Below are 24,980 nucleotides of genomic sequence, written 5' to 3' on the forward strand. Positions count from 1 at the left end.
CGGGCGGCTATTCCTGCGGGGCCGAGGCGTTTCGGCCCGCCATGACAACGCTGATCGTATAGGCCGCTTCGGGGCTGAGCCCCGCCAGAACCCCGGCTGCCGCATCCGGTGGCATGCGTGACAGAAACCCGGCGGCAAAGGTCGGGTCCATGGTTTCGAACAGGGCAGCCGCGTCTTTCGGCTTCATGTTCTGATAGACATCGGTCAGGCGCGTCAGGTCGTTTTCCGCCGCCCTGTCCGCCAGCGCCAGAGTGGTGCGCAACGACTCCTCGGCCTCCTCAAGCGCGGCCATGCGTATCTCGATAGCCTGACCCGCGATTTCCAGAGCGTTTTCCCGCTCGCGCAGCATGTCTTCCTTTTTCTTGACACGCTCTTCGCGGCGCAGAAGCTCGGTCAGCAGAACCTGCATGTCGCGGGTGTCCGACGGGGCGGGTTCATCGTGTTCCGCCTCAGGTTTGGCGGGTTTGGCAAAGGCGGGTCCGGCTTCCAGCCCAATGCGAATGGCGGCCGAGCCGATCATCAGCAATGAGATCACGGCAAGCACCCCTCCGCGGGGCCGCGCGTTGGGATTGTTGGTCCGCGCGCGGCTCATGCCTGCGCCTCGCCTTGCTTGCGGTCATGCCGGAAGAACATCAGCCCCTCAGGTGGTCGTGCCTGTTCTTCGGGCGCAGCGGCTTCGCTGGCCTGCGGCTTGGGCTTGTCTTCGTGCTTCACGCTCTCCGGAACTTCGGTGGCGGTGTTTGTCGCGGAAACCTCTGCCTCGGGCTGGGGGTCAGTGTCTTTCTCGGGCACGACGTCATGCATTGACGCCATCATGAGTTCCAACCGCTGTGCCACCGCTTCGGCGCGCCCCGTCAGTGCCCTAAGCTGATCGCCCGACTGATCAGAGGCGTTGCGCGCATCATCCAGTGATTTCCGCAGCTCTTCCGCTTGGGTCGACAGCACCGCCACCGCGCCGCCGACGCCCTTTTCAAGATCGGCAAAACGCTTGAGACGGCGCGACAGAACAAGACAATACAGACCCGCACCCATGGCGCCGGCGACCAGCAAAATATCTGCAATCAGCTCCAATTTCGCCTCCTAGTTCAGAACAAATTCCATCACCAGCACATCGCGCACGCGACCTTCGCCAACGACAATCTCGATACGGCGCAGCAGGTGGCCCCGGATACGCATCAACGCCAGTGAATCCTCAAGATCCTTTAATTCGACGGCCCGCAGATACCCGTTCAGGACATCCATGATTCGCGGTCGCATTTTTTCCACGTCAGTCATGTACAGGGCGTTAACCTCAAGCTGTGCGTGAAACTTCAGATGCCGCGCGCCGCCGGAATTCACCGAAACGATCACCGGCGGCAAATCGAGAAAGGCAACATCCGCCAATGCCTTGGCCGGTTCTTCTTTTTCCACGTCATGGCTTTCCGCCTTCTCGGCCTTGTTCCCCAGCGGCAGCAGCCCGGACGAGGTCAGGAAATACCCACCGACGGCACCGGAGATGGCCAGAATCACCCCGACGATGATCCCTTTTTTTCCCTTCTTTTCCGGGGTTTCCGCCTGTTCAGCCGTTGCGTCGGTCATGACGTCCTCATTCCTGTGATCCGCCCAGTCATAACCTTGCAGGGACTAACCGATTGTTAAGGGCAATCGTCCAAACAGAGGACGCGCCGGGCAGAATGTCGGCGAGTCGGAGGTGAGCGTGCAGCAGATCGGAACTGTCTGGGCAAGTTTGGAGAGGCGTAAACAAATCTTCGTTGCCGGTGCTGTTGTGCTGGTGTTTCTGGGGATCCTCGGGATGTCGCGCCTTGCGACGGCACCGTCGATGACCTTGCTTTACGCGGGTCTGGAAAGCAGTGCCGCCGGGGACATCGTGCGTGCGCTGGATCAGCGTGGCGTGACCTACGAGATTCGGGGCGGATCAATTTACGTCTCTGGCGCACAACGGGACGAGCTGCGGATGACTTTGGCCAGCGAAGGACTGCCGGCCAACGGCAACAAGGGCTATGAACTGCTGGATTCGCTGAACGGCTTCGGCACCACATCCCAAATGTTCGATGCTGCCTACTGGCGCGCGAAAGAGGGGGAACTGGCGCGCACGATCGTGGGCAGCCCGCATGTCAGCCAGGCCCGCGTTCATATCGCCAACGGCTCTGCCAATCCGTTTCAGCGCAGCGTCGCACCGACGGCTTCGGTCTATCTGGTGCCCTCGGGGGGCGATATCACAGGCGATCAGGCCAAGGCCATCCGGTTTCTTGTCGCCTCTGCCGTCAGCGGGCTGACACCCGAGAGTGTGACTGTGATCGATTCGAACGGGTCCGTGATTGGCGGGCAGGACACCGCCGTGGCCGCCGACACGGCGGATGACAAGGCGCGGCAGCTGCGGGAACGGGTTCTGCGTCTGGTCGAGGCGCGAGTTGGCACGGGGAATGCCGTAGTCGAGGTCAGCGTCGATACTGAAACCAGGACAGAATCCCTGCGTGAGCGGCGCTTTGACCCCAAGGGCAGGGTGGCTATCAGCACGGATGTCGAGGAACGCTCCGACAGCGCGCGCAACCAGTCAGCCGATGTCACGGTGGCCTCAAACCTGCCCGACGGCGATGGTGCGGGGGGGGGACGAATCGAATTCGACCGCGACCCAGACACGTGAGCGGGTGAATTACGAGGTTTCCGAAACCGAGCTGGAAGTGCACACCGCCCCCGGTGCGATCAAACGCCTGACGGTTGCCGTTCTGGTCAACGGAACGCGGGCGCTGGATGCTTCGGGCGCTGAATCCTTCACGCCGCTGCCGCAAACAGAACTCGACGCACTTGAGGAACTGGTGGCCTCGGCTGTGGGATTTGACGCCGCGCGCGGGGACGTCATCACGCTGAAATCATTGGATTTACCAGTGGTCACGCCGCAAGGCACGCTGGTTTCCTCTTCGCTTTGGCAAAACATCCATCTGGACGCCATGTCACTGATTCAGATGGCAGCGCTGGCGCTGGTGTCACTGGTGCTGGCGTTGTTCGTGATCCGTCCAATCCTGATGAAACCCGCGATGGTCCCGGCGCTGTTGCCGGCCGCGGAGGGAGGGGCACCGGCCCCGTCGGTCCTGACCGGTGAAATCGCGGCGGACGGAACGGCAGAGTTCACGCCGCTGCCCCAACAAGGGGCCGTTCCCGTGCTTGGGGTCAGTGCCATCGGGGATCCGGTTGATCGGTTGCGCGCAATGATCGGCGACAAGCAGGAAGAAACGGTCGAGATCCTGCGCAGCTGGCTTGAAGAAGGTGAGGAGCGCGTGTGATGTCCATCGCTCATCTGCTTGAGGATTTCACCACTCGGACCAGCGCCGAAGCCGTTCTTTACCTGGACGAGGAAACGCTGGAGGAACAACGCCTTGCCGCGTTCGAAAACGGGTACGGCGCCGGTTGGGAAGACGCCGCGCAGGCGCAGGAACAGAACCGCGACCGCGTTTCGGCCGAACTGGCGGGATCGCTCGAGGATATGTCCTTCACCTATCACGAGGCGCTTACCCGGATGACATTGTCTCTGGAACCGATGTTCGAAAGCCTGGTTCAGACCGTATTGCCTGACATGGTCGAACGCGGGTTGGCCGCCCGGATCGTCGAACAGCTTTGCGAAATGGCGCGCACGGAAATCGAACAACCGATGCAGATCATGGTGCCGGAAGGGTGCGCGCAAGCGGTGCAATCCCTGCTGCCGCAGACCCTGCACTCCGCACCGCGCGTCATCGAAGACCCTGGCCTGGCCCCCGGACAGGCGCGATTGCAGGTCGGCACAAGCCGGCGCGAGATTGATTGCGCGACCCTGCTGTCCACCATTGCACAGGCATTTGACGCATACGTCTTTGAGGCAAGAAAGGCTTTGTCCAATGAATGACACCCAGTTCCCGAAAACCGAAAAACCCAATCCTTTCGAAACTGTTCCGATTGAAGTGACCGTTTCGGTAGGTCGCGCCCGCCCGTTGATCCGGGATTTGCTGAACATGGGTGAAAACGCGGTTCTGACTCTGGACAAGCGGATCGAAGACCCGGTCGACCTGTATGTCGGGGATCAGCTGGTGGCGCGCGGGGTGCTTGAGGAGATGGAGGGCGATCAGGCGGGGCAGCTGGCCGTGCGCCTGACCGAGATTGCGGATCTGCAAAACGGAATCGGCTGATGCGCTATGTGATCTGGCTGGGTCTGGCTGTAGTGGTGTCCCTGCCGTCGATGGCGGCGGCTCAGGATGTGACCCTGTCGCTGGGCGAAGGCGGTTCGATCTCGGCCCGCACCATCCAGCTGATCCTGTTGATCACGGTGCTCAGCGTTGCTCCGGGTCTGGCGATCATGATCACCTGTTTCCCGTTTCTGATCACCGTGCTGTCGATCCTGCGGCAGGGTGTTGGCCTTCAGCAATCACCGCCGAATATGCTTTTGGTCAGTCTTGCGCTGTTTCTGACCTATTTCATCATGGACCCTGTGTTCACCGAGGCCTGGACCGCGGGAATACGCCCGATGATGGAAGAAACCATGGCGGTCGAGCCCGCGCTGGAACGCGCGTTAGAGCCGTTTCGCACCTTCATGGCGAACCGGCTGGATTCAGATACGTTTTATGCAATGGCGGCCCTGCGCCCCGGCGGTGACGCGATCGAGCTGTCAGCTCAGGCCCCGTTATCGGTGTTGATGCCCTCTTTCATGCTGTCCGAGATCGCGCGCGCCTTTCAGATCGGGTTCCTGATCTTCCTGCCCTTTCTGATCATTGATCTTGTGGTTGCAGCGGTATTGATGTCGATGGGCATGATGATGGTGCCACCTGCCATCGTGTCTTTGCCGTTCAAGCTGGCGTTTTTCGTAATCGCTGACGGGTGGGCTTTGATCGCAGGCGCGTTGGTTCGCAGCTACATGCCGTAAATCTGTCAGGCACGCGCATCACGAGAAAGGGTCAGGCAGACCCGACCCTCTTGAACTTCCAAAAACACGAGCTGTCCGGCACACTTTTGTGCCGGAAACGGCTTAACCCGTCTTTTTCAGGTCCGAGATCAGTTGATTCAGATTGCCTTTGCGGGCGTCCAGCATCGCGCCGATTTCGGTTCGCTCGGTCAGCAACAGATTCACGCCTTCGATGAACATGTTGTAGAACTTGTCCCGACCTGATTTGTCGGAAACAAGGAACGTTACGTCGAACGGGGCTGATCCGCGCAGCTTGACCAACGTGCGAACCTCGTACCCGGCTTTGATCTTGCGGGCATTGCGAACATCGACCTCACCGCCGATAAATTCACGAAAACGGCGACCGTATTTACGCGAGATATAGCCCTGAAATGCAGCGGTGAACTGTTTCAGCTGGGTCGGGCTGGCTGTGCGGGCGTCCGCACCCAACGCATAGCGCGCCATGATCGGCACATCAGCATATTGAACAAAGATCTTTTCGAAATCGCGCAGCATCGCTTTTTCGGATTTACCCGACTCGATCACCCGGTTGATGTCGGAAACCACGTTGGTCACAAGCGCCTTGGCGGCGGCCTCGGTCTGGGCAAAGGCAGGTACGGGCAGCACTGCCAGCGCAAGCCCGGCTGCGATAAAATGGCGACGGTTCAACGCGTTATTCAGCATAGGGGTCCTCATAGGGGTCAAGATAGGGGTCCCTGACCGGGTCCGTCCCGGTTTCGGCATAGGGGTCAGAATACAAGTCCAGATAGGCGTCTTCGTCATCTCTTGCCAGTTCGAAGCGGCGGTTTTGCAGATAGATCAGGCGAGCCTGCGCATAGCTGTCTGCACTTTCGTAAAGAATGGAATCGACAGTATCCGAGAACCGGCCCCGATCCCCCATGCGCCGCACAATTTCGGCGTAGACGCCAAGATTGTCGGCGGGGCGGGTCGGGCTGAAATTGATCGGATTCGAGAACAGGTTGACCACAACCCCGATCGCATCCCTTTGGGTCGACGGGCCATAGAACGGTAGCTCGACATAAGCGCCTTCGCCAACCCCCCAGACATGCAGGGTCTCACCGAAATCAGTGTCAACGGGTGGCAGGTTCAGCTCATCAGCGGGCGAGGACAAGCCAAAGCCGCCGACGGTCATGTTGATCACAAAGCGCAGCAGAGCATTGCCCATCTGTTTTGGATTGCCCTGAAGCAGGTAGTCAACTGCCTGACCGGGCAGCGAGATGTTTTCGGCAAAAGTGCTGAAACTGGTGACCATCGGGTCAGGAACGATTTTGACATACCCTTTCGAGGCCGGCCGGAACAGGAACCGGTCAACACCCAGATTAAACTTGTGAATTCCCCGGTTCGCATTTTCGTACGGATCAAACACGTCGCTGCGCAAGGCACCCTCTGGCGGCGTTGTTGCGCAAGCGGACACAAGGGCCATGACCGACAGTAAAACAAGGTGTTTCAGGCGAATTCTGCTCGACACGATCTTTGTTTCTCCTAAATGGCCCGGCACATGCGCCCGCCGGACATTCAATCAATAATCCACCAAAATCCACGTGCCGGGGTGGCACAAGTTGCAGTCACATAGTCGTTTCAGGTCTTAAATGAAACACCTTGCGTGTAACCTGTTCATCACGGTGGGGTAAAGTGACCGTCGATCAACAGTGAGTTTTCAGTAAAGATACGCTCAGATCGCATGAAGGCCGAAATTTGCCGGTTTCCGTCTTTCCCAATCCGTGCTTCCCGGTTAGCGTCCCGCTGAGTTGATATTAGGGAAGGACCCTCGCAATGAGCATCGCTGCAAAACTGGAAAGCCTCGGTGTAACGCTGGAAGACGCGCCCGCGCCTGCGGCCAACTATGTGCCTTTCGTGCGTGTCGGCAACATCCTTTATGTATCTGGCCAGATCTCGAAGACTGATAAGCTGATCACCGGAAAACTGGGCGATGACTTGGATGTCGAAGCCGGGGCTGCGGCGGCGCGTGTCTGCGCGATCAACCTGCTGGCACAGGTCAAGGCGGCTTGCGGCGGCGATATCGAAAAGCTGGTCCGCGTGATCAAGCTGACCGGATTCGTGAACTCGACCGCTGAATTCACGGCACAGCCGCAGGTGATCAACGGCGCGTCCGATTTTCTGGTCGAGGTGCTGGGCGATGCCGGTCGCCATTCGCGTTCCGCCGTCAGCGCGGCGTCGCTTCCGCTGGGTGTCGCGGTCGAGATCGAAGGCATTTTCGAAATCGAATGACGCCGCCCCTACCAGATGTGTTTTTGCAGGCCCCGTTTGCGCATCGGGCGCTGCACGACATTACCAAGAACCGCCCGGAAAACAGCCGGGCGGCCATTCGTGCCGCGATTGAAGCTGGCTACGGGATCGAGATCGATCTTCAACTGACATCGGATGACCAGGCAATGGTCTTTCACGATTATGACATGACCCGCCTGACCGGGCGGTCGGGGCCCATTCAGCAGGTCACGGCACTGGCCGCCTCTGGTACGCCGCTTCTGCATGGGGATGATGGCATTCCGACACTGGATGATGTGCTGGAAATTGTCGCGGGCCGGGTGCCGTTGCTGATCGAATTAAAGGATCAGGACGGGGCGATGGGCACGAAGGTGGGCGCGCTTGAACGCGACACCGTACGCGCGTTGCAGGGCTACAAAGGCCCGGTGGCCCTGATGTCCTTCAATCCCAACTCGGTCGCTGAACTGGCGCGGCTGGCCCCGCATCTGCCGCGCGGGATCACGACCTGCGCGTATGAGCCCAGTGTCGAGCTTTTGCCGCAAAGCGTCTGCGATCACTTGCGCGATATCCCGGATTTCGACCGTGTCGGCGCCAGTTTCATCAGCCACGAAGCCGCAGACCTGTCGCGCCCCCGCGTGGCGGAACTCAAGGCGCGGGGCGTGCCGATCCTGTGTTGGACAATCCGGTCGCCCGAACAAGAGGCAGAAGCCCGCAGGGTTGCCGACAATGTGACCTTCGAAGGCTATTTGGCTGCGCATTCGACTTGAACCCCCTCCGTGCGGTCACAGATAAAGGACAGGCGCGGAGGACATATGGATCAGGCACAGATCGAGGTTCAGGTACTGGGCGCTCTGTCGCAGATTTCAGCGGCAGAGTGGGATGCCTGCGCCTGCCCCGAAGCTGCCGATGGCGGGCGGCCGCTTGATCCCTTTACCACACATCGCTTTTTGCTGGCGCTGGAAGACAGCGGCTCGGTCGGGCGTGGCACCGGCTGGCAGCCGCAATACCTGACCGCCTATCTTGACGGGATGCTGATCGCGGCGGCCCCGATGTATGCCAAGTCGCACAGCCAGGGCGAATACATCTTCGATCACAGCTGGGCCCATGCCTATGAAAATGCGGGCGGGCGGTATTACCCCAAACTGCAAATCGCGGTGCCGTTCACCCCGGCAACCGGGCGGCGGTTTCTGGTGCGTCCGGGCTATGAACGGATCGGTATGTCGGCGCTGGTTCAGGGGGCGGTGCAGCTTGCGGCTGACAACCGGGTTTCGTCCCTTCACGCGACCTTCTGTACCGAGGATGAAGCATTGGCTGGCGAACAGATGGGTCTGATGCTGCGCCGATCGCAGCAGTTTCACTGGCTGAACGATAACTATTCGGATTTCGACGGCTTTCTGAGCGCGCTGTCGTCGCGCAAGCGCAAGACTATCCGGAAAGAACGTGCGCAGGCCTGTGGTTTTGGTGGCGAGATCCGCACTCTGACCGGTGACCAGCTGCGCCCCGAACATTGGGACGCGTTCTGGCGGTTCTACCAGGACACCGGATCGCGCAAATGGGGCTCACCCTACCTGACGCGGCGGTTCTTTGATATTGCACAGGATACGATGGCAGATGACATGGCCCTTGTGCTGGCCGAACGGAATGGATTTCCCATTGCGGGTGCGTTGAACTATATCGGCCGTGAAACCCTTTTTGGGCGTTATTGGGGTTGCATCGAACATCATGCCTGCCTGCATTTCGAACTGTGCTATTATAGGGCAATCGACTTTGCCATTGCCCACGGGCTGACCCGGGTCGAGGCAGGTGCACAGGGCGAACACAAGCTGGCGCGAGGGTACCTGCCAACACGCACGCATAGCTTGCATTGGGTAGGCGATCCGGGTTTTGCCGATGCGGTCAAGAAATATCTGGACGCCGAAGGCCACGCAGTGGAAGAAGAGATCGAGATTCTGACGGATTACGGCCCGTTCAGGAAATCGAACCCGGAGGAACAGCAATGACCGAACTCTTGTCGACCGAAACCCGTGGCCCGCTTCTGGATCCGCTGTTCAAAAACGGTTGGACCATGGTTGAAGGCCGCGATGCGATCACCAAGACCTTCATTTTCGACAATTTTGTCCACGCCTTCGGCTGGATGACACAGGTGGCAATCTGGGCCGAGAAGTGGAACCATCACCCCGAATGGTTCAATGTCTACCGCACGGTCGAGGTCGTCTTGTCCACCCATGATGTGGGCGGCCTGTCGTCGCTGGATGCTAAGCTGGCCCGCAAGATGGACAGTCTGTGCTAGCGATCGTTGCGGCCTGACCCTTCACCGCCAGCCAGCGATGCGGCAGTGCCCATCTGCCGGAACTCGACAGGCGTGACAGTGCCGTCGCTGACATCAATCGCCCTTGGAATACCCGTGGTCTTGTTTCCGATCTGCCGCACGCTGCGCGCGGCCGGGTTGATATCCAGACACTTGTTTTCATAACAGGTCAGGCCAGACAGGTTGATCTGTATGCGGGCCTGCCCGTCCGGGCCTGTCACCAACGGGGCCTGCGGCACGTCACAGGCTGCAACCAGCCCCAGCGCCGTCACCCCAAGCCATTTGTTCATCCCAAACTCCTGCTGTTAATCAAGCTGACCATTCCCATCCTGATCGGCGGACAGGAAATCCTCGCCCATCTGGGTGTCAAATTCTGGTCTTGAGATCACGTTGTCGCCGTTTCGGTCAGCGCTGCGGAACAGTTTGATGTCCATGAACGGTTTGGCCTCGGCCTGACCCAAAGTGCCGTTCCTGTCTTCGTCCATCGTCTGAAAGGCGTAATCCGAGAAAGCATCGAACTCGTCTTTGGACAGGAACCCGTCATTGTTGGCGTCGATGGCCTTCAACTCGTTTTCGTGCAGTTCAGCCACGCTTTCGGCGTGACCCGAACCGGCCAAAGCCACCATGAACATCACTAGGCTTAGCTGTTTCATATCGACCTCCTCAGCACGCGAATCTCTGACCTTCGATGCCGCCAGCGGCAGCGCCCGCTGCGGTCAGGATCGTCTTGCCTGATCCGCCACCAAACTGGTTGCCGATTGCGCCCCCGATCAGCGCCCCGCCCAACGTTCCGCCCAGACAGGCGATTTCGTGCTGGCGTGCAGCTTGCTGTTGCGGAGTTGGGGCCGGTCCACAGGCCGCCAAAAGGGCCGCGCCGGACAGTACTATGTAGAACGCGTTAAGTTTCATGAAAAAACTCCCCGTGTGAATACGCCAAGTATTCGCGCTCTGGGGCGGTGCTACAAGTTAATTTGGCGGCGAAAGGCCCCGGTCGGACCGGGGCCGATCAAAATCAGATCACATCCAACAGGCCTTCACCGGCGGAAATCTCGCAGGCGCCGGGGTTTTCTTCCATATTTAGCACCGTGACCGTGCCATCCTCGACCAGCATTGCATACCGCTTGGACCGCGCGAAAAGCCCCACGGGCGGCGCGTCGAAATCCATGCCGATGGCCTTGGTGAACTCTGCCGCTGCGTCCGACACCATGGTCAGCCCCGCCTCGGTCGCGCCCGTGGATTGCCCCCACGCCTGCATCACAAACGGATCATTGACCGAAAGGCACAGGATCTCGTCCACGCCCTTGGCGTCAAACTGTTTCTTCGTGCGGATGAAACTGGGCACATGGGCGGTCGTGCAGGTGCCTGTATAAGCCCCCGGCACGGCAAAGATCACCACCTTGCGGCCTTTGGTCTTGTCTGAAATCCGCACCTCTTCCGGCCCGTTCGCGCCCATCTGAATCAGCGTTGCTTCGGGCAGGGTATCTCCTGTTGAAATCATTATTCAGCTCCTGTCGTTTGGATTTGCAGAAATGTGCTTAGCCGCAATATAGGTGGTCTGAACACGGTGACCACTTGAAAACTACGGGGTAGGCAAAGCATGAACCATATTGTCGTGATCGGCGCGGGGCAGGCAGGCGCCTCTTTGGTGGCTCGTCTGCGCAAGGACGGGTTTGCGGGTGAGATCACTCTGATCGGGGCCGAGCCGCATCTGCCCTATCAACGCCCACCCCTGTCCAAAGCCTATCTGCTGGGCGAGATGGAGCTTGAGCGTCTGTTCCTGCGGCCCGAAAGTTTTTACACGGAAAACAACATCACCCTGCGTTTGGGTCAGCGCGTCACCGGTATCGACCCCAAGGCCAAAACGGTCACCCTGGGGGATGAGGTTATCTCATACGACGAACTGGCGCTGACCACCGGGTCTGACCCGCGCCGCCTGCCCGCAGCGATTGGTGGCGATCTGGACGGTGTGCATGTGGTGCGCGATCTGGCCCATATCGACGAGATGGAGCCCAAAGTGACCGAAGGCGCCCGCGCGCTGATCGTGGGCGGCGGGTATATCGGCCTCGAAGCTGCCGCCGTATGTGCCAAGCGCGGCGTCAAGGTCACTCTGGTCGAGATGGCCGACCGTATCCTGCAACGTGTCGCAGCGCCCGAGACCAGCGACTATTTCCGCGCGTTGCACAGTGCATACGGCGCAGACATCCGCGAAGGCGTCGGGTTGGATCATCTGATCGGCGAAAACGGCAAGGTCACCGGCGCGGTTCTGACTGACGGAACAAAGCTGGACGTTGATTTCGTTGTGGTTGGCGTCGGCATTGCACCCGCAACCCAACTGGCCGAGATGGCGGGGCTGGACCTGGACAACGGCATCAGAACCGACGCCCATGGCCGCACGTCCGACCCGTCGATCTGGGCGGCTGGCGATTGCGCCTCCTTTCCCCATGGCGAAGGCCGCATCCGTCTGGAAAGCGTCCCCAATGCCATTGATCAGGCCGAGATCGTGGCCCAGAACATGTTGGGTGCGGCCAAGGACTATGTGGCAACCCCGTGGTTCTGGTCGGATCAATACGAGGTCAAGCTTCAGATCGCGGGTCTGAACACCGGATATGACCGCGTGGTGACCCGGCAGGGCGACGGGCAGACCGTGTCCTTCTGGTATTACAACGGGGATAAACTGATTGCGGTCGACGCGATGAACGATCCGCGCGCCTATATGGTCGGCAAACGCCTGATCGAAATGGGAAAAACGGCCGACCCGGCTGTCGTGGCCGACCCTGATGCAGACCTTAAATCGCTGCTCAAGGCATGAGGATCATCGCCGGAGAGTTCCGCGGTCGCGCCCTGACCCCCGTCGGCAAAGGCGATGCGGGCGCACATCTGCGCCCGACCACCGACCGGGTGCGCGAAAGCCTGTTCAACGTGCTGGCCCATCAGATCGATTTCGACGGCCTGCGCGTGCTGGACCTGTTTGCTGGCACCGGGGCGCTTGGGCTCGAAGCGCTGTCACGCGGTGCGGCGCATGTCACCTTCGTCGATGACGGGCGCGTGGCCCAGGGTTTGATCCGCAAGAATATCGACCTGACCCGCAGTGCCGGGCGCACCGACCTGATCCGCCGCGATGCAACCCGGTTGGGCGAAAATCCGGACGCGCCCTACGATCTGATCTTTCTGGACCCGCCCTATGGCAAGGCCATGGGACAGAAAGCCATCGCCGCGCTGGCCAATGGCTGGATCGCGGATGATGCGCTGCTGGTTTGGGAAGAAAACTCACGGATGCAGGCCCCGGCCGGGTTCACGTTGCACGACAGTCGCAAATATGGCGACACGTATATCTCATTGATGCGGAACGGTGATCAGAGTGCATGATCTGGTCATTTTCGATTGCGATGGCGTTCTGGTCGACAGCGAGGTGATCTCGAACCAGGTGTTGGCGGACAATCTGGCGGGCTATGGCCTGCACCTGGCCTTGCCCGAATGCATGTCCCTGTTTGTGGGCGGAACCATGGTCGGGGTGTGCGACAAGGCGCGTGCGATGGGCGCAGACCTGCCCGAAGATTGGATTGATCAGGTCTATGCCGAAACCTACGACCGCCTGCGCGCCGGTGTGCCTTTGGTGCCGGGTGTCGCGGACCTGCTTGCGGCGCTGGATCAGCGGGGCATCTCCTATTGCGTGGCCTCAAACGGCAGCCCGGACAAGATGCAGATCACGCTCGGCCAGAACGGGCTCTGGGACCGGTTCAAAGATGTGATGTTCTCGGCCCATGTGCTTGGCACCGGCAAGCCTGATCCAAAGATGTTCCAACTGGCGGCGGAACATTTTGGCGCACAGGCCCCCGTGGTTATCGAAGACAGCCACAATGGTGTTACAGCTGCAATCCGGGCCAATATGCGCTGTCTGGCCTACGCGCCGCATGGCGGTGGTGACAGGCTGGCCGATCTGGGGGCCGAGGTGATCACGGATATGTCTCAGGCACACCCGCTGTTGCGACTTTGACCCCCAACTGTGCTATGGTGCAGCCATGGACCATGCTCTGACACCCTTTGCCTGGAAAATCTCCCGCGACGCCGAGGTCACCACGAAACCTGACCGCAAACCCCTGCGTGCGCCGGTGTTCATTCACGACGCGGTTACCCCTTGGGGGGCTGAGACGATGTTGCTGAAGCTCCTGCGCGAACAGGCCGCCGATCAGGACGAATAGGTCGGGTGAAACTTGCCGCCCGGTGATAGGGTAAAGATATCGACCCCATTCGCCGTTACGCCTACCGAATGCTCGAACTGTGCCGACAGCGACTTGTCGCGGGTCACGGCGGTCCAGTCGTCGGCCAGCGTCTTGGTTTCGGGACGGCCCAGATTGACCATCGGCTCGATGGTAAAGAACATGCCTTCCTCAAGAACCGCGCCGGTGCCGGGACGGCCATAATGCAGCACATTCGGCGGCGCGTGGAACACGCGGCCCAGACCGTGCCCGCAAAAGTCGCGAACAACACTCATCCGGTGCGCTTCGACATAGGCCTGAATGGCATGGCCGATATCGCCGAACGTGTTGCCCGGCTTGACCATTTCGATACCCTTGAACAGTGCGTCATGGGTCACCTGAATCAGACGCTCGGCCTTGCGCGGCAGCTTGCCCGCCACATACATGCGCGAGGTGTCACCGAACCAGCCATCCACGATGACGGTCACATCGATGTTCAGGATATCGCCTTCCTTCAACTTCTTGTCACCGGGAATACCGTGGCAGACCACATGGTTCACACTGATGCAGCTGGCGTGCTCATACCCCTTATAGCCGATCGTGGCCGAGGTCGCGCCCGCATCCTCGACCATCTGCGTGATTAGCCCGTCAATCGCACCCGTGGTCTGACCGGGAAAGACATGCGCGGCAATATCATCCAGAATCCGCGCCGCCAGAGCGCCCGCCGCGTGCATCCCGGCAAAATCACCCTGTTCATAGATGCGAATACCGTCCTTGGTCAGGCGGCCACGATGCTCTTTCATCGACGCAAAGCTCCAAATGTTACGCGCGGCACTTCTTTTACGCTGCTTGTGCAGAAAGTACCAGAGGGCGTCAGGTTGCGGGTGTCAGATGGGGCAAAAAGCAGCAAGTTCAAGCATCGGCTGACCGAGGGGTGTTTTGATTGTTGGGAATGGCGTTTCGTGACGCAGAAAACCCTCGCATTCACAGCGATGGGTCATCGGTAGCGCCGCGAGGTTCCCGCTTGCGGGCATTCAGCCGTGCAGATTTCTACAAAATCTGAACAATTCTTTGCTGCATCCAGGAACAACCAACAACAGCTGCGCCAGATTTTTTACCGAAGAGAAGGGCGGTTCCTGCGTAAGGAGCGTACTGTAAGCCTCGGTTCGCAATACACGCGTTGGAAAGGAAGGCTACGGTGAGATTACGCATTCTACCTTGATGACACTTACGAGAACATCGTTTTGATGAAGAATGTCGTAGTCGAACTGGGCAGCTCCAAACTCGGTTCCTATCCCTGGCCAATGCCGCGAATTGCCGCTTTGGCGACCTGATCAAATATTGATCGGTCGCTTGAAGCGGAGGCGACAATCATGCCGCCCTCCAAGGCCGCGACGATGAGGCCTGCGGTATCTTCGGCATTCTTGACCCCGTGCTTGGTGAATAGGTTTTCTAACCATGCCTTGTTCATCTCGAAGAAGGCTTTTGTGCGTTTGTTGACGTTTTCGGGCAGCCCAATGGCTTCGGCGCCCATGACGGCGCAAAGGCATATGGACTCGTTCAGCACCAGCGCACTGGAATAGAGCGCCACGAAACCTTCCAATGCAGAATGCAGATCGTTCAGGTCAATCTTGTCCAGTTCTGCCTTGAATTGCTCGGCGTAGCGGGTGACGAGAGCCTCCCCGAGATCCGGTTTGGTGGGGAAATGGTAGTGTACGCTGGCACTTTTGATTCCCACATCGTTGGCCAGGTCACGGAAACTCATCTCCGAAAAGCCCGCACTGCGCACGCGTTTCTCGGCGGCGATAAGAATTTTTTCTTTCATTGTCAGTGGCATGACTACCTCCAATCTACCGATTGATAGATAAACGTTGACAGCCCAGGAATCAACTTCTAACTGTTATCTACCTAGTGATAGATAGGTATTCATGAAAGGAACACGCTGATGGCTACTGGAAACAAACAAAAACGCGTCTTGCTGGTCATGTCGTCCGTTGACGAGATGGGCATCTCGGGCAAGCAAACCGGCACCTGGTTCGAAGAGGTCGCAACCCCGTATTACGTCCTGACGGAAGCGGGCTATGAGGTTGTTTTTGCCTCGCCCAAAGGAGGCAACGCACCCATTGACCTGCTGTCGATGAAGGCTCCGTTCACTACCGAAAACACTGACCGCTTCTTCAACGATCCGGTGGCCATGTTCGCGGTACAGAATACCCGCAAACTGCGTGAGATCGACTATTCGACCTTCGATGCGCTCTTCATTCCGGGCGGCTATGGCCTGATCTGGGACCTGGCTTCTGACATCTATGCCATCAAGATGATCCGGGAGTTCTACGAATCCGACCGGCCTGTCGCGATGGTCTGCCACGCGCCGGCCATACTGCGGGATGTCAAGAAGTCAGACGGCAGCTACCTGGTTGAGGGCCTCAGCCTGACCGGCTTCAAGAACGACGAAGACAACGAGATCGAGCTTCTGCATCACCTTCTGTTCTCGCTTGAAGACGAGTTGAAACGTCGTGGCGCCACCTACGTCAGCAAGGCCAACTGGGAAGCCAACGTGGTCGAAGATGGCGCCCTGATGACTGGCCAGAGCCCGGCGTCGGCACCCCCACTCGCGGAAGCGCTCAAGCAGCGTCTTGCTGCCTGACGCAAATCGCCGGGGCGGGCAATTGTCCGCCCTGGCAACCCGAAACGGAGAAGACCATGCCCACCAAGCTTCAACCCATCGACGTGTCGAGATTCTTGTTCTCATCGACAACCGGACGGACAGCCTGTCCAGCGTGCCCGTGGGGTTCACCCATGAGTGGGACAATCTCCACAACGCCGGGGTGGAGCAGATCTCGGGTGCCGGTCAATGTTGTGCAAATCACGGCCTGGCGTTGATCATCACAGCCCGGCGCGGCGAGACGGAACATACATTGCTCTTTGACGCCGGGCCGGTCGATTTTGCCGTCGAATACAACGCGTCGCGGCTTGGAACATCCTTTGGCACCATCGACGCGATCGCTCTGTCGCATGGCCATTGGGATCATGCGGGCGGTATTCCAGCGGCCATCGACCTGATCCGCAAGGACGGCCGGACCGGCGAGTTACCGGTTTATCTGCATCCCGGAATGTTCCGAAAACGTGCTTTTCCGCTTTCGTCAGGAGAACTGATCGAAATACAAGAAATCGCCACACCCGAAGAACTGGCTGCGCAGGGCGCAACACCCGTTGTCACGGATCAACCGGTCAGCGTGTTGGACGATATGTTCTATATTTCGGGCGAAATTCCCCGTGTCACGGATTACGAGGTCGGGTTTCCGGGCCATGTCCGCCGCACCGAAGACGGCGCGGGTTGGGAAGACGACCCGCTGCTCATGGACGAACGCTATGTCGCGGTGAATATTGCGGGCAAAGGTCTGGTGGTGTTTTCTGCCTGTTCACATGCGGGTATCGTCAACGTCCTTCATGCCGCTCAGCGCGATTTTCCCGGCGTGCCGATCCATTGCCTGACCGGCGGCTTTCACCTTGCCGGTGGCAATGAAAAGATCATCGACCAGACCGTCGCCGACTTTGCGCAATTCGACGTCGACCTGATCATGCCCGGCCACTGTACCGGGTGGCGTGCGACGAACGCACTGGAACGCCGGTACGGCAAGCGGGTCGTGCCAATCGGCGTCGGCATGAAGTTCAACATTTGAGAAAAGGACAAGAAGATGGAATTCAACGCAAACTTTGATGAACGTGCGGTTGTCCATTCGGAAAATGAACCGTGGATCGCCTCACCTATGAAAGGTGTCGACCGTCGGATGCTGGATAGGATCGGCGATGAGGTTGCACGGGCAACAACGATTGTTCGCTATGCACCGGGCAGCGCCTTTTCGGCCCATACACATACAGGGGGCGAAGAGTTTCTGGTGCTGGATGGGGTCTTTCAGGACGAACACGGGGATTTTCCCGTTGGCACCTATGTGCGCAATCCGCCGACCACGTCGCATACGCCAAGCGCGGCGGACGGGGCAACGATCCTGGTCAAGCTTTGGCAGTTCGACCCGGAGGACCGCACACAGCTGACAATCGACACAAACGCGCAGGACCCGCGCCCGGTTGCAGATGGCATATCCGAAATCCCGCTCTTTGAGGATTCCCGTGAACGGGTCCGGATCGAGGTCTGGGACGCATCGGCACATGTAAACGTGACCGGGCACAAGGGGTTCGAGGCACTGGTGATCGACGGCAGCTTCACCGAAGGCGGAGAGGTCTTCCAGAAGAACTCATGGCTGCGTCTGCCACCGGGTATGGCGCTCAACGCCACGGCCGGGTCGGAAGGTGCCCGTCTTTGGATCAAATCCGACCACCTGGCGCAACCGCCAATCATCCCGACCCAAGGATAGGACAATGGACAAACCTCTCGCGATCGTCGCCGGTGCCGGCCCCGGCCTTGGACAGACGCTGGTCACGTCATTTGCTCAGAACGGATATACGGCCTTTGGCCTGAACCGGACCGTGCCGCAAGGCGCCAGTACCACGCTGGCTGTCGATCTGACCGAACAGCGCTAGAGCAGGGCAAAGCTCCGGGACATGATCTGCACCCATGGCCCGCCCAAGCTTGTGGTCCACAACACGGCGAACCTTGTCATCTCGCTCTTCGAGGAGACAAGCACGGATGACTTCGAGGCGACCTGGCGTTCCATGGTCCTGTCAGCGGTCATTCTGGCGCAAGGTGTTTTGCCCGCGATGGCCGACACCGGGGGCGGCACCTTCATCGTGTCTGGCGCCACGGCCAGCCTGCGCGGTGGCAAGAACTTCTCGGCTTTCGCTTCGGCCAAGGCAGGTCTGCGGGCATTGACCCAGTCTCTGGCCCGGGAATATGGACCCAAAGGTGTGCACGTCGTGCATGTGATCCTTGACGGGATCGTCGATACAAAAGCCAGCCGGGATCTGCACAGCATGGATCCGTCGCGGATGATGCAACCGGCAGATGTCGCAGACACCTATCTCGCGCTCGCCAGCCAGCCAAGATCCACCTGGACTCACGAACTGGATCTCAGACCCATGGGGGAGACATTTTGACGCAAACGGATATTCTCATCGTTGGCGGCGGCCTGTCTGGCCTCGCCCTCGCGGACCACCTGACGCAGAGGGGTGCAGATTTCCTTCTGATCGAGGCGCAGAACCGCCTCGGTGGGCGCATCCTGACCAAAGAGCTGTCGGGTGGAAAATTCGACCTTGGCCCGGCCTGGTTCTGGCCTGGCCAGCCGCGTATGGCCACCCTGGCTCGGCGCTTCGACATCCCGGTCTTCGAACAGTATTCAACCGGGGATCAGGTGTATCAGGACCAGTCCGGCGCTGTCCAACGCGCCCGCGGCTATGCGTCGATGCAAGGATCCTACCGGCTGGCCGGAGGCATGGGTTCCCTGACCGGCGCGCTTGCCGGATCGCTGGATGCAGGGCGTATCCTGACACAAACCAGACTCAGATCGGTCCGGCATTCTCCCGGCAAGATCGCCGCATTTCTCGACCATGACGGCGGACCTTATTCTGTCGAAGCCAGACAGATCATGCTGGCCATCCCGCCGCGGGTGATTGCGGATACCGTCAATTTTGAACCAGCGCTGGATGCGGATCAGATCCAAGCCTTGAAAAACATTCCGACCTGGATGGCCGGGCAAGCCAAGATTCTCGCGGTTTACGATGAGCCCCATTGGCGCAACGCTGGGCTTTCAGGTGACGCGATGAGCCACCGCGGCCCCATGGTCGAAATTCATGATGCCTCCCCCATGAAGGGAGGACCTTATGCACTGTTCGGATTCGTCGGATACCCCGCCGATATGCGCGCGACACACAAAGAAGCCATGATGGACCAGGCCTTGGCGCAACTCACGGCCATGTTTGGCCCCAAGATGGCGCAACCCCTTGATCTGGAACTGCAGGATTGGGCAACAATCGCGGAAATCTCCCGCATGCAGGATCATGTTCCGGCTCGCTTCCACCCAAGCTACGGCTTGCCTTCGATCCTTAACAGCCTTGCAGCACGAGGTGTCCATCTCTGCTCAACCGAAACCGCGCACGGGTTCGGCGGATATCTTGAAGGCGCTCTGGAGGCCGCTGAGAAAGTTGCAAAACGCGCGGCTCGATCTATGGAAACCAAGGTCTGACCGACATTTGACTGTCACCCTTTGTCCTGGATGGATCATTGATCTGCACGATTTCTACCGTCGCCCAAATAGAAACTGGTTCACCGCGCCACATGCAACTTTTCGACCATTTCGCTTGGACGTCTGACGTGTTGCACGGCCCCGATCGCTGTGCGAATGAGCTTTGGGCGGCGGCATCACTCACAAGCCATCTCTTTATCCTTTATTTTCGCGCCTTTGCTATTAAGCAAACCATATCCAGCAAGAGCGATGCACCGGCCAAAGCTGTAATCTCTGCATGATCGTACGGAGGGGAGACTTCGACGAGATCGGCCCCGACAAGGTTGACCCCGTCGAGCTTGCGTACCAAAGACTGCCCTTGATAGGTAGACAGTCCTCCGCATACCGGCGTTCCGGTTCCGGGCGCGAATGCCGGATCAAGCGCGTCAATATCGAAGGTCAGGTAAGCAGGCCGGTCTCCTACTGTCTCTTTGATGCGCGCAACCGTTGCATCAATCCCGTTCTCGTGAACCCAATTTGCGTCGAGTACCGTGAACCCGTGAGTCTTTTCATTCAGCGTGCGCATGCCTGCCTGCACTGACGTCTCAGGGGATATGATGCCTTCGACAGTGGCATGGTAGAACATTGAACCATGGTCGATCCGCTTTGGGTGTTCTTCCCATGTATCCGAATGGGCATCAATCTGGATCAGCGAAATGGGGCCGTGGCGTTCTGCCTGCGCCTTCAGGATCGGATAGGTGACCGAGTGATCTCCACCCATCGTCAGAAGAAAGGCACCGGATTTCAGGATTTCCCGCGCTTGGTCCTGAATTTGCAGCGCAATCTGCTCTGGAAAGCCTGGGTCGATATCACAATCGCCGTAATCAACCATGTTCAGGATTTCGAAGGGATCAAACCTCCAGGGCCAGGGCCCACCATCCCAGGCGAGGTTGGTCGATACAGCACGAATGGCACGTGGCCCGAACCTGCATCCCGGGCGATTGGTCACAGAGAGATCATAGGGAACGCCCCACGTGACCATATCCGCGCTCTCCAGATTGCGGGAATATTGTCGCCGGAACAGACTTGTCGCTCCGCTAAAGGTCGGCTCATACCCCATGCCCATTTCGTTTTGCGCCAGAAAGGCGCGGTCGGTTGAAGTCACCATTATTGGCTCCGTTCATTTTGATGATTGCTGCCCGAGTGGCGGGGTGTTGCAATTCTTTCCCGCCTTTGCCGGGCTTGGCAGGGTTCAGGTGCCGGATTTTGCATTCGTCCAAAGACGGTTGCGATTGCGCAGCGTTTTCGCGCCGACACTCAGATCAGGGAAGAGCCGTCTCAATGTCGCCTCATCCGGGTAGATTCCCGGGTCGGTCAGAATGGCTTCATCTACGAACGTATCTGCTGCGGAGTTCGCATTCGCAAAATAGACGTAGTTGGACACTCCTGCGATGACATCAGGCCGCAGCATGTAGTCAATGAATCGATATGCCTCATCCGCCCGTGTTGAATCCACCGGAATGGACATGAGGTCGATCCACATCAAAGTGCCTTCGCTCGGAATTGTATACAGAATTTCGACACCATTGCCGGACTCCATGGCGCGGGCCTGAGCTATGCCGGCATCACCACTGTACATCACTGCCAAACAGGCATCTCCACCGGGCAAATCTGTAGATGCTTTCTGGTTGTGAAAATAACGAATGGACGGCGTGACGGCCTCGAAGAGGTCCTGAACCCTGTCGAGATCGGCGGGGTCATCGGAGTACGGGTCAGCCCCGAGATAGTTCAGCGCCACTGAGACCATTTCTACCGGTGAGTCCAGCACGGCAATCCCACAGTCGGCAAGCTTGGCGGCGATCTGAGGATCAAAAAGAACGTCCCAGGATGTGATGACATCCGTGCCCAGTCGCTCTTTGATCATGGTTGGATTGTAGGCAAGCCCTACTGTGCCCCAAGTGTAAGGTACGCCCAATTGCCGGGCACCGGGTATACTGTCGAGCGACGCCAGAATTTTCGGATTGAGATTGCCGTAGTTGCTCAGGCGCGCGGGGTCGATCGGATGCAACGCCCCGGCCTGAAACTCTCGTTGCGCATTGGACGCGGCGGGGAAAACGACATCGTAACCTGACGCCCCTGTCAGCAGCTTGGTTTCCAGAACTTCGTTTGAATCGTAATAGTCCAGGCTGACATGTGTGCCGGTCTCCTTTTCGTAGTCCGAAACTGTCGTTTCACTAAAGTAATCAGCCCAATTGTAGATTGAGAGGTCTTCGGCTGAAGCCGGAAAAGCGATCGCGAGGTTTGAGGCAATGGCAACAGCCGAAAGGCCAAAATGCGGTTTCATTGTTTCTCCTCCTTGTTGCAGGATTCCGCCCTGAATTTTCACGTCCGGAGAGGCTTTGGTGACGAGGCACAGTCAGCACCCCGGGCGAGCGTTCTGACATCAACAATGGAATCGAATGGCCATCACTGTAAATTTGCGGTAGGATATATATCTTTAGTTATAGGAATTGGCTATGTTACCAGATAGCGGCGACATCTCGGCGGCCAAGTGGGATGAGACCTACGCAATCTTGTTGGAGCGGTTGGAAACAGACTTCTTCCCAACAGCTCTGAGGAAGATGTTGGAACTGCATGTCAGTTTTGAATCGATGATCCTCACGCGCTATCAGGATCAAGCACCACCTGTCTCGCTCTATCACGATCTCGACGACGTGCAGGCGGCCATATCAATTCAGTTTTATGCAACCGGCCCATACCTGCTGGATCCGTTTTCGCAAGCGTGTAGATCGGGAAAAGAACCCGGCGCTTACCGTCTGGCCGATTTAGTCAATGAGGCGTTCTTTCGTTCAGAGTACTACCGGACCTTTTATCGCAAGGTTCGGATCAGCGATGAGTTGGGGGTGCTGATAAGGCTAATCAGCGGGGACTGGGTCGTAATATCCCTGTCGCGAGGCGCCCGTCAGCCCCGGTTTACCCCTGAGGATGTCGCGAAGATCAATTCCATCCATAAGACCCTGTCGGCCGCCGTGATCCGAAACTGGAACCTGAGGGGTGCCGAAAGACAACCGGAAGCCCTGAATCAGGTTGAGGAACGGTTGGCCACTTTTGGTGCGGACAGGTTAAGCCCAAGAGAAGCCGAGGTCGTGCGCCTTGTTTTGCAAGGCCACTCAGCCGGCTCTGCTTCCGCATTTCTCGGGATCACCGAAGGTACAGTCAAAGTGCATCGCCACAACGCCTACTCCAAGCTGGGCGTCAGTTCACAGGCAGAGTTGTTTTCCGCAGCAACTCGATATTTGGCATCAAAGCCACCTTAACTTGGGAAATCCGTAGAACTTTCTTGTGAATGTGGCCAGGGCCGAGATTCACAAGGTGTTCTGGGTGCTGCGGGTGCAACCCACATTGCCGGCATTCGCTACGGGCGCAAAATCAGGACCTGGGCGAACTGACGGTTTTACGGGCTTTGAGGACGTGTTTGCCAGCACAATCCGTTTTCAGCGCCGCTATTCTGGCATCCCTGCCCGTCGAAGCGCCTCAAAATAACGTTCAGCGCCTTCTGAACCGCCATAATCCACGTTGCTACGCCACCTCGAGATCGTTTCGCTAGGTTCCAATTGCAGCATCTGCATCAAAGCTGCAGACGCTTTTTCAGTTTCCCCAAGCATTGCGTGTGCAGCAGCTCTCGTGCTGTGAAGAGCGGCATAATCCTTTGAGAATCGCATACCTGCTTCTGCATAGGCGATGGCATCACGGTCTCGGCCGAGCATTACGCAAGAAGTGGCGGCACCTCCGGAAGCGCCCACGAAAACAGCACCATACCGGCCCAAGCGAAGCGCCGTTTGAAAGCAGCTTAGTGCCATTTCAGGAAACCCAGCCCAATTATACCCCCACCCCATAAACAAATGAAGGCGGGCATCTAACGGTGCTCTTTTCTGGATTTGTTCAAGCGCCACGGACAACTTATCTGCATCCCCGTCCACATTATAGTCAGCCACGGCGACACTCAGATCAAGCGTTGGGTTTTGACCTGCCATGCGTCGCCCGGCCTCAATCCAAGATGGCAGTTTCTCGTAGTAGGTCGACAGTTCGCAACGCAGATTGTAAGTCCTCGCGCCATTCATTGTCCAAATAGCTTCGGCATAGGCGGCCGTGAGAGTTGGTTTGGCTTCAATCGCCTTGGCTTGATACGATAACGTTTCTTCGTAGCTGTCGATCCCGGCACCAGACCAAGCGATCATACCCTTCAGGACGCATTGCTCGGCAGTTAGTTCGTTTTCAGGCAGTACCGAAAGCTTTGCGGTCTCAAACTCGATCAAGGTTCCGCTTACGGCGTCCAACAGCTTTTCTACCACCTCATCTTGCCAATCGAAGATGGCTTCGACCACCCCATCGAACTTCTCGGTCCAGATTTCAGAATCAGAAGGATCATGTAAGCGGGATTCCAGACGCAATCGATCCCCGTATCCACGTAGCACGCTACGAAGTGCATATCCCTTTGATGGTTCCGTCGAGGATACCGCTGCATTCAACCAGTTGATTGTTCGAAAATAGGAACCGAAATCCGAAGTCAGAGCTGCGGCCATTTCCTTTAGTTCAACGCGTTGGTCGCGGCATGAGACGGGATAAATGGAGAGCCTTGGCAAGTTCGTTTCAGCGAAAGAAACTGCTCTATGCGTGGGTGCCACGTACAGTCCATGATGCATCCAGACATCTAGGCTGCGCTCGATGTTCTTAAGCTTCTTCTTCCCGACAGATTCGAAAGCAGCCGCCAGAGTGCGGTCAAGGTTCAAGTGTACTGGTTCAGAAATAGCGATGCCGCCGGATGGAGCAATGCTCTCAAGCCGCGCAGCAATGTTTACACCGTCACCCAGTATGTCGTCGGCTTTTTCTGTAATATCCCCAACATGAACGCCGATCCGCACTTTCATTAACGGGTGCTCAGCCAATTGTTCCTGTATCTGAATTGCTGCAGTCACAGCTTGTGCCGCACTGTCAAATCGAACCAACCAACCATCGCCCACGCTTTTCACGATCTGACCTGATTGGCCCACTATTGTTGGAGTGACGATGTCGGTTTCCAGATGATCGAGCATTTGCAGTGTTGCTTGCTCATCGTTATGCATGAGTGCCGAATACCCGACGACATCAGCGGCCAGTATTGCCGCCAACTTTCGTTGCAAATGTAGTCCATTGTTCGACATGCA

Annotated in this window: 32 protein-coding genes and 1 pseudogene; 19 read left to right on the forward strand and 14 right to left on the reverse strand. The window is 58.2% G+C overall.

Annotation, left to right across the window (positions count from 1 at the left end; all coding sequences use genetic code 11):
• Nucleotides 1-7: 7 nt before the first annotated feature.
• The 3 genes from AC2FLU_RS05705 to AC2FLU_RS05715 are packed head-to-tail and all read right to left on the reverse strand — an operon-like array spanning nt 8 to nt 1,578.
• The gene (locus AC2FLU_RS05705; RefSeq protein ID WP_480605405.1) at nt 8-592 is read right to left on the reverse strand and encodes a MotE family protein; all 585 of its coding nucleotides are present in this window, start codon (nt 590-592) and stop codon (nt 8-10) included.
• Nucleotides 589-1,071 (reverse strand): hypothetical protein, encoded by a 483-nt coding sequence (locus AC2FLU_RS05710; RefSeq protein ID WP_480518039.1) that lies wholly within the window; start codon nt 1,069-1,071, stop codon nt 589-591. The genes AC2FLU_RS05705 and AC2FLU_RS05710 overlap by 4 nt, the downstream gene beginning before the upstream one ends.
• 9 nt (nt 1,072-1,080) lie before the next feature.
• A complete protein-coding gene (locus AC2FLU_RS05715) occupies nt 1,081-1,578 on the reverse strand; it encodes a flagellar basal body-associated FliL family protein (protein ID WP_480554366.1) in 498 nt (165 codons plus the stop codon).
• A gap of 241 nt (nt 1,579-1,819) precedes the next feature.
• Here AC2FLU_RS05715 and fliF point away from each other — a divergent pair.
• The 4 genes and pseudogenes from fliF (at nt 1,820) to fliP (ending at nt 4,888) form a co-directional block, all read left to right on the forward strand.
• A pseudogene (fliF, locus tag AC2FLU_RS05720) lies at nt 1,820-3,281 on the forward strand (flagellar basal-body MS-ring/collar protein FliF).
• Entirely contained in the window at nt 3,281-3,877 is a 597-nt protein-coding gene (locus AC2FLU_RS05725; RefSeq protein WP_480518033.1) for a FliH/SctL family protein, read from the forward strand. The pseudogene fliF and the gene AC2FLU_RS05725 overlap by 1 nt, the downstream one beginning before the upstream one ends.
• On the forward strand, nt 3,870-4,157 hold the full coding sequence (locus AC2FLU_RS05730) for a FliM/FliN family flagellar motor switch protein (protein WP_267364617.1): 288 nt from the start codon (nt 3,870-3,872) through the stop codon (nt 4,155-4,157). Before AC2FLU_RS05725 ends, AC2FLU_RS05730 begins: the two co-directional genes overlap by 8 nt.
• Entirely contained in the window at nt 4,157-4,888 is a 732-nt protein-coding gene (gene fliP / locus AC2FLU_RS05735) for a flagellar type III secretion system pore protein FliP (RefSeq protein ID WP_480474301.1), read from the forward strand. Before AC2FLU_RS05730 ends, fliP begins: the two co-directional genes overlap by 1 nt.
• Before the next feature lie 102 nt (nt 4,889-4,990).
• Here fliP and AC2FLU_RS05740 read toward each other — a convergent pair whose 3' ends face one another.
• Both AC2FLU_RS05740 and AC2FLU_RS05745 read right to left on the reverse strand, forming a co-directional pair.
• Nucleotides 4,991-5,590, reverse strand: a complete 600-nt coding sequence (locus AC2FLU_RS05740) for an MlaC/ttg2D family ABC transporter substrate-binding protein (protein ID WP_480554371.1) — start codon at nt 5,588-5,590, stop codon at nt 4,991-4,993.
• Nucleotides 5,580-6,350: an MlaA family lipoprotein gene (locus AC2FLU_RS05745; RefSeq protein WP_480476848.1), complete on the reverse strand. Its 771-nt coding sequence runs from the start codon at nt 6,348-6,350 to the stop codon at nt 5,580-5,582. The genes AC2FLU_RS05740 and AC2FLU_RS05745 overlap by 11 nt, the downstream gene beginning before the upstream one ends.
• Nucleotides 6,351-6,700: 350 nt before the next feature.
• Between AC2FLU_RS05745 and AC2FLU_RS05750 the strand changes: the two genes are divergently transcribed.
• Genes AC2FLU_RS05750 through AC2FLU_RS05765 form a run of 4 tightly spaced genes read left to right on the forward strand, consistent with a single transcriptional unit; the run spans nt 6,701 to nt 9,443 of the window.
• Nucleotides 6,701-7,156 (forward strand): RidA family protein, encoded by a 456-nt coding sequence (locus AC2FLU_RS05750; RefSeq protein ID WP_480474299.1) that lies wholly within the window; start codon nt 6,701-6,703, stop codon nt 7,154-7,156.
• Nucleotides 7,153-7,920, forward strand: a complete 768-nt coding sequence (locus AC2FLU_RS05755) for a glycerophosphodiester phosphodiesterase family protein (RefSeq protein WP_496808940.1) — start codon at nt 7,153-7,155, stop codon at nt 7,918-7,920. Before AC2FLU_RS05750 ends, AC2FLU_RS05755 begins: the two co-directional genes overlap by 4 nt.
• A 45-nt stretch (nt 7,921-7,965) precedes the next feature.
• Entirely contained in the window at nt 7,966-9,153 is a 1,188-nt protein-coding gene (locus AC2FLU_RS05760) for a GNAT family N-acetyltransferase (RefSeq protein WP_480518029.1), read from the forward strand.
• Nucleotides 9,150-9,443 carry a 4a-hydroxytetrahydrobiopterin dehydratase gene (locus AC2FLU_RS05765; protein ID WP_209505128.1) on the forward strand — a complete coding sequence of 98 codons (294 nt, stop codon included), beginning with the start codon at nt 9,150-9,152 and terminating at the stop codon, nt 9,441-9,443. Before AC2FLU_RS05760 ends, AC2FLU_RS05765 begins: the two co-directional genes overlap by 4 nt.
• On the opposite strand, the gene AC2FLU_RS05770 is transcribed toward AC2FLU_RS05765, so the two are convergent.
• The 4 genes from AC2FLU_RS05770 to AC2FLU_RS05785 all read right to left on the reverse strand — a co-directional run bounded on the left by AC2FLU_RS05770 (nt 9,440) and on the right by AC2FLU_RS05785 (nt 10,959).
• Nucleotides 9,440-9,751: a hypothetical protein gene (locus AC2FLU_RS05770; protein WP_480518027.1), complete on the reverse strand. Its 312-nt coding sequence runs from the start codon at nt 9,749-9,751 to the stop codon at nt 9,440-9,442. The genes AC2FLU_RS05765 and AC2FLU_RS05770 overlap by 4 nt on opposite strands.
• 15 nt (nt 9,752-9,766) lie before the next feature.
• Nucleotides 9,767-10,114, reverse strand: a complete 348-nt coding sequence (locus tag AC2FLU_RS05775) for an EF-hand domain-containing protein (RefSeq protein WP_480518025.1) — start codon at nt 10,112-10,114, stop codon at nt 9,767-9,769.
• Nucleotides 10,115-10,124: 10 nt separating this feature from the next.
• Entirely contained in the window at nt 10,125-10,370 is a 246-nt protein-coding gene (locus AC2FLU_RS05780) for a YMGG-like glycine zipper-containing protein (protein WP_480518023.1), read from the reverse strand.
• A 103-nt stretch (nt 10,371-10,473) separates the two neighbouring features.
• Nucleotides 10,474-10,959 carry a peroxiredoxin gene (locus AC2FLU_RS05785; RefSeq protein ID WP_480474293.1) on the reverse strand — a complete coding sequence of 162 codons (486 nt, stop codon included), beginning with the start codon at nt 10,957-10,959 and terminating at the stop codon, nt 10,474-10,476.
• Nucleotides 10,960-11,058: 99 nt separating this feature from the next.
• Here AC2FLU_RS05785 and AC2FLU_RS05790 point away from each other — a divergent pair, with 99 nt between their 5' ends.
• From AC2FLU_RS05790 to AC2FLU_RS05805, 4 genes are read left to right on the forward strand one after another with little or no spacing between them, the layout of a single operon-like run.
• On the forward strand, nt 11,059-12,270 hold the full coding sequence (locus AC2FLU_RS05790; protein WP_480622612.1) for an NAD(P)/FAD-dependent oxidoreductase: 1,212 nt from the start codon (nt 11,059-11,061) through the stop codon (nt 12,268-12,270).
• Complete coding sequence (gene rsmD, locus AC2FLU_RS05795) at nt 12,267-12,827, forward strand: 16S rRNA (guanine(966)-N(2))-methyltransferase RsmD (RefSeq protein ID WP_480474291.1); 561 nt, start codon at nt 12,267-12,269, stop codon at nt 12,825-12,827. Before AC2FLU_RS05790 ends, rsmD begins: the two co-directional genes overlap by 4 nt.
• Nucleotides 12,820-13,455, forward strand: a complete 636-nt coding sequence (locus AC2FLU_RS05800; RefSeq protein ID WP_496808976.1) for an HAD family hydrolase — start codon at nt 12,820-12,822, stop codon at nt 13,453-13,455. Before rsmD ends, AC2FLU_RS05800 begins: the two co-directional genes overlap by 8 nt.
• 25 nt (nt 13,456-13,480) lie before the next feature.
• Entirely contained in the window at nt 13,481-13,660 is a 180-nt protein-coding gene (locus AC2FLU_RS05805) for a hypothetical protein (protein WP_480493966.1), read from the forward strand.
• Here the strand turns inward: AC2FLU_RS05805 and map are convergent.
• Together map and AC2FLU_RS05815 are read right to left on the reverse strand one after the other, a co-directional pair.
• Nucleotides 13,648-14,460 (reverse strand): type I methionyl aminopeptidase, encoded by an 813-nt coding sequence (gene map / locus AC2FLU_RS05810; RefSeq protein ID WP_480493965.1) that lies wholly within the window; start codon nt 14,458-14,460, stop codon nt 13,648-13,650. The two genes, AC2FLU_RS05805 and map, sit on opposite strands and share 13 nt — an antisense overlap.
• Nucleotides 14,461-14,948: 488 nt before the next feature.
• The gene (locus tag AC2FLU_RS05815; protein WP_496808939.1) at nt 14,949-15,494 is read right to left on the reverse strand and encodes a TetR/AcrR family transcriptional regulator; all 546 of its coding nucleotides are present in this window, start codon (nt 15,492-15,494) and stop codon (nt 14,949-14,951) included.
• Nucleotides 15,495-15,602: 108 nt separating this feature from the next.
• Between AC2FLU_RS05815 and AC2FLU_RS05820 the strand changes: the two genes are divergently transcribed.
• Genes AC2FLU_RS05820 through AC2FLU_RS05845 form a run of 6 tightly spaced genes read left to right on the forward strand, consistent with a single transcriptional unit; the run spans nt 15,603 to nt 19,797 of the window.
• A complete protein-coding gene (locus tag AC2FLU_RS05820; protein WP_496808938.1) occupies nt 15,603-16,304 on the forward strand; it encodes a type 1 glutamine amidotransferase domain-containing protein in 702 nt (233 codons plus the stop codon).
• Nucleotides 16,305-16,326: 22 nt separating this feature from the next.
• The gene (locus AC2FLU_RS05825) at nt 16,327-17,340 is read left to right on the forward strand and encodes an MBL fold metallo-hydrolase (RefSeq protein WP_496808937.1); all 1,014 of its coding nucleotides are present in this window, start codon (nt 16,327-16,329) and stop codon (nt 17,338-17,340) included.
• Between the two features lie 15 nt (nt 17,341-17,355).
• On the forward strand, nt 17,356-18,033 hold the full coding sequence (locus AC2FLU_RS05830; protein ID WP_480518013.1) for a cupin domain-containing protein: 678 nt from the start codon (nt 17,356-17,358) through the stop codon (nt 18,031-18,033).
• Between the two features lie 4 nt (nt 18,034-18,037).
• Nucleotides 18,038-18,199: a hypothetical protein gene (locus AC2FLU_RS05835; protein ID WP_496808936.1), complete on the forward strand. Its 162-nt coding sequence runs from the start codon at nt 18,038-18,040 to the stop codon at nt 18,197-18,199.
• A gap of 21 nt (nt 18,200-18,220) precedes the next feature.
• The gene (locus AC2FLU_RS05840; protein WP_496808935.1) at nt 18,221-18,712 is read left to right on the forward strand and encodes an SDR family oxidoreductase; all 492 of its coding nucleotides are present in this window, start codon (nt 18,221-18,223) and stop codon (nt 18,710-18,712) included.
• A complete protein-coding gene (locus AC2FLU_RS05845; protein WP_496808934.1) occupies nt 18,709-19,797 on the forward strand; it encodes a flavin monoamine oxidase family protein in 1,089 nt (362 codons plus the stop codon). The genes AC2FLU_RS05840 and AC2FLU_RS05845 overlap by 4 nt, the downstream gene beginning before the upstream one ends.
• Nucleotides 19,798-19,999: 202 nt before the next feature.
• Here AC2FLU_RS05845 and speB read toward each other — a convergent pair whose 3' ends face one another.
• Together speB and AC2FLU_RS05855 are read right to left on the reverse strand one after the other, a co-directional pair.
• On the reverse strand, nt 20,000-20,944 hold the full coding sequence (speB, locus tag AC2FLU_RS05850) for an agmatinase (protein WP_480605446.1): 945 nt from the start codon (nt 20,942-20,944) through the stop codon (nt 20,000-20,002).
• A gap of 84 nt (nt 20,945-21,028) precedes the next feature.
• Nucleotides 21,029-22,120, reverse strand: coding sequence for an extracellular solute-binding protein (locus tag AC2FLU_RS05855; RefSeq protein WP_496808933.1), 1,092 nt, complete (start codon nt 22,118-22,120; stop codon nt 21,029-21,031).
• 172 nt (nt 22,121-22,292) lie between these two features.
• Between AC2FLU_RS05855 and AC2FLU_RS05860 the strand changes: the two genes are divergently transcribed.
• Nucleotides 22,293-23,093 (forward strand): helix-turn-helix transcriptional regulator, encoded by an 801-nt coding sequence (locus AC2FLU_RS05860; RefSeq protein WP_496808932.1) that lies wholly within the window; start codon nt 22,293-22,295, stop codon nt 23,091-23,093.
• 186 nt (nt 23,094-23,279) lie between these two features.
• On the opposite strand, the gene AC2FLU_RS05865 is transcribed toward AC2FLU_RS05860, so the two are convergent.
• The gene (locus AC2FLU_RS05865) at nt 23,280-24,977 is read right to left on the reverse strand and encodes an adenylate/guanylate cyclase domain-containing protein (protein ID WP_496808931.1); all 1,698 of its coding nucleotides are present in this window, start codon (nt 24,975-24,977) and stop codon (nt 23,280-23,282) included.
• Nucleotides 24,978-24,980: the final 3 nt, after the last annotated feature.

The sequence above is a fragment of the Ruegeria sp. SAZD013 genome (assembly GCF_059612525.1).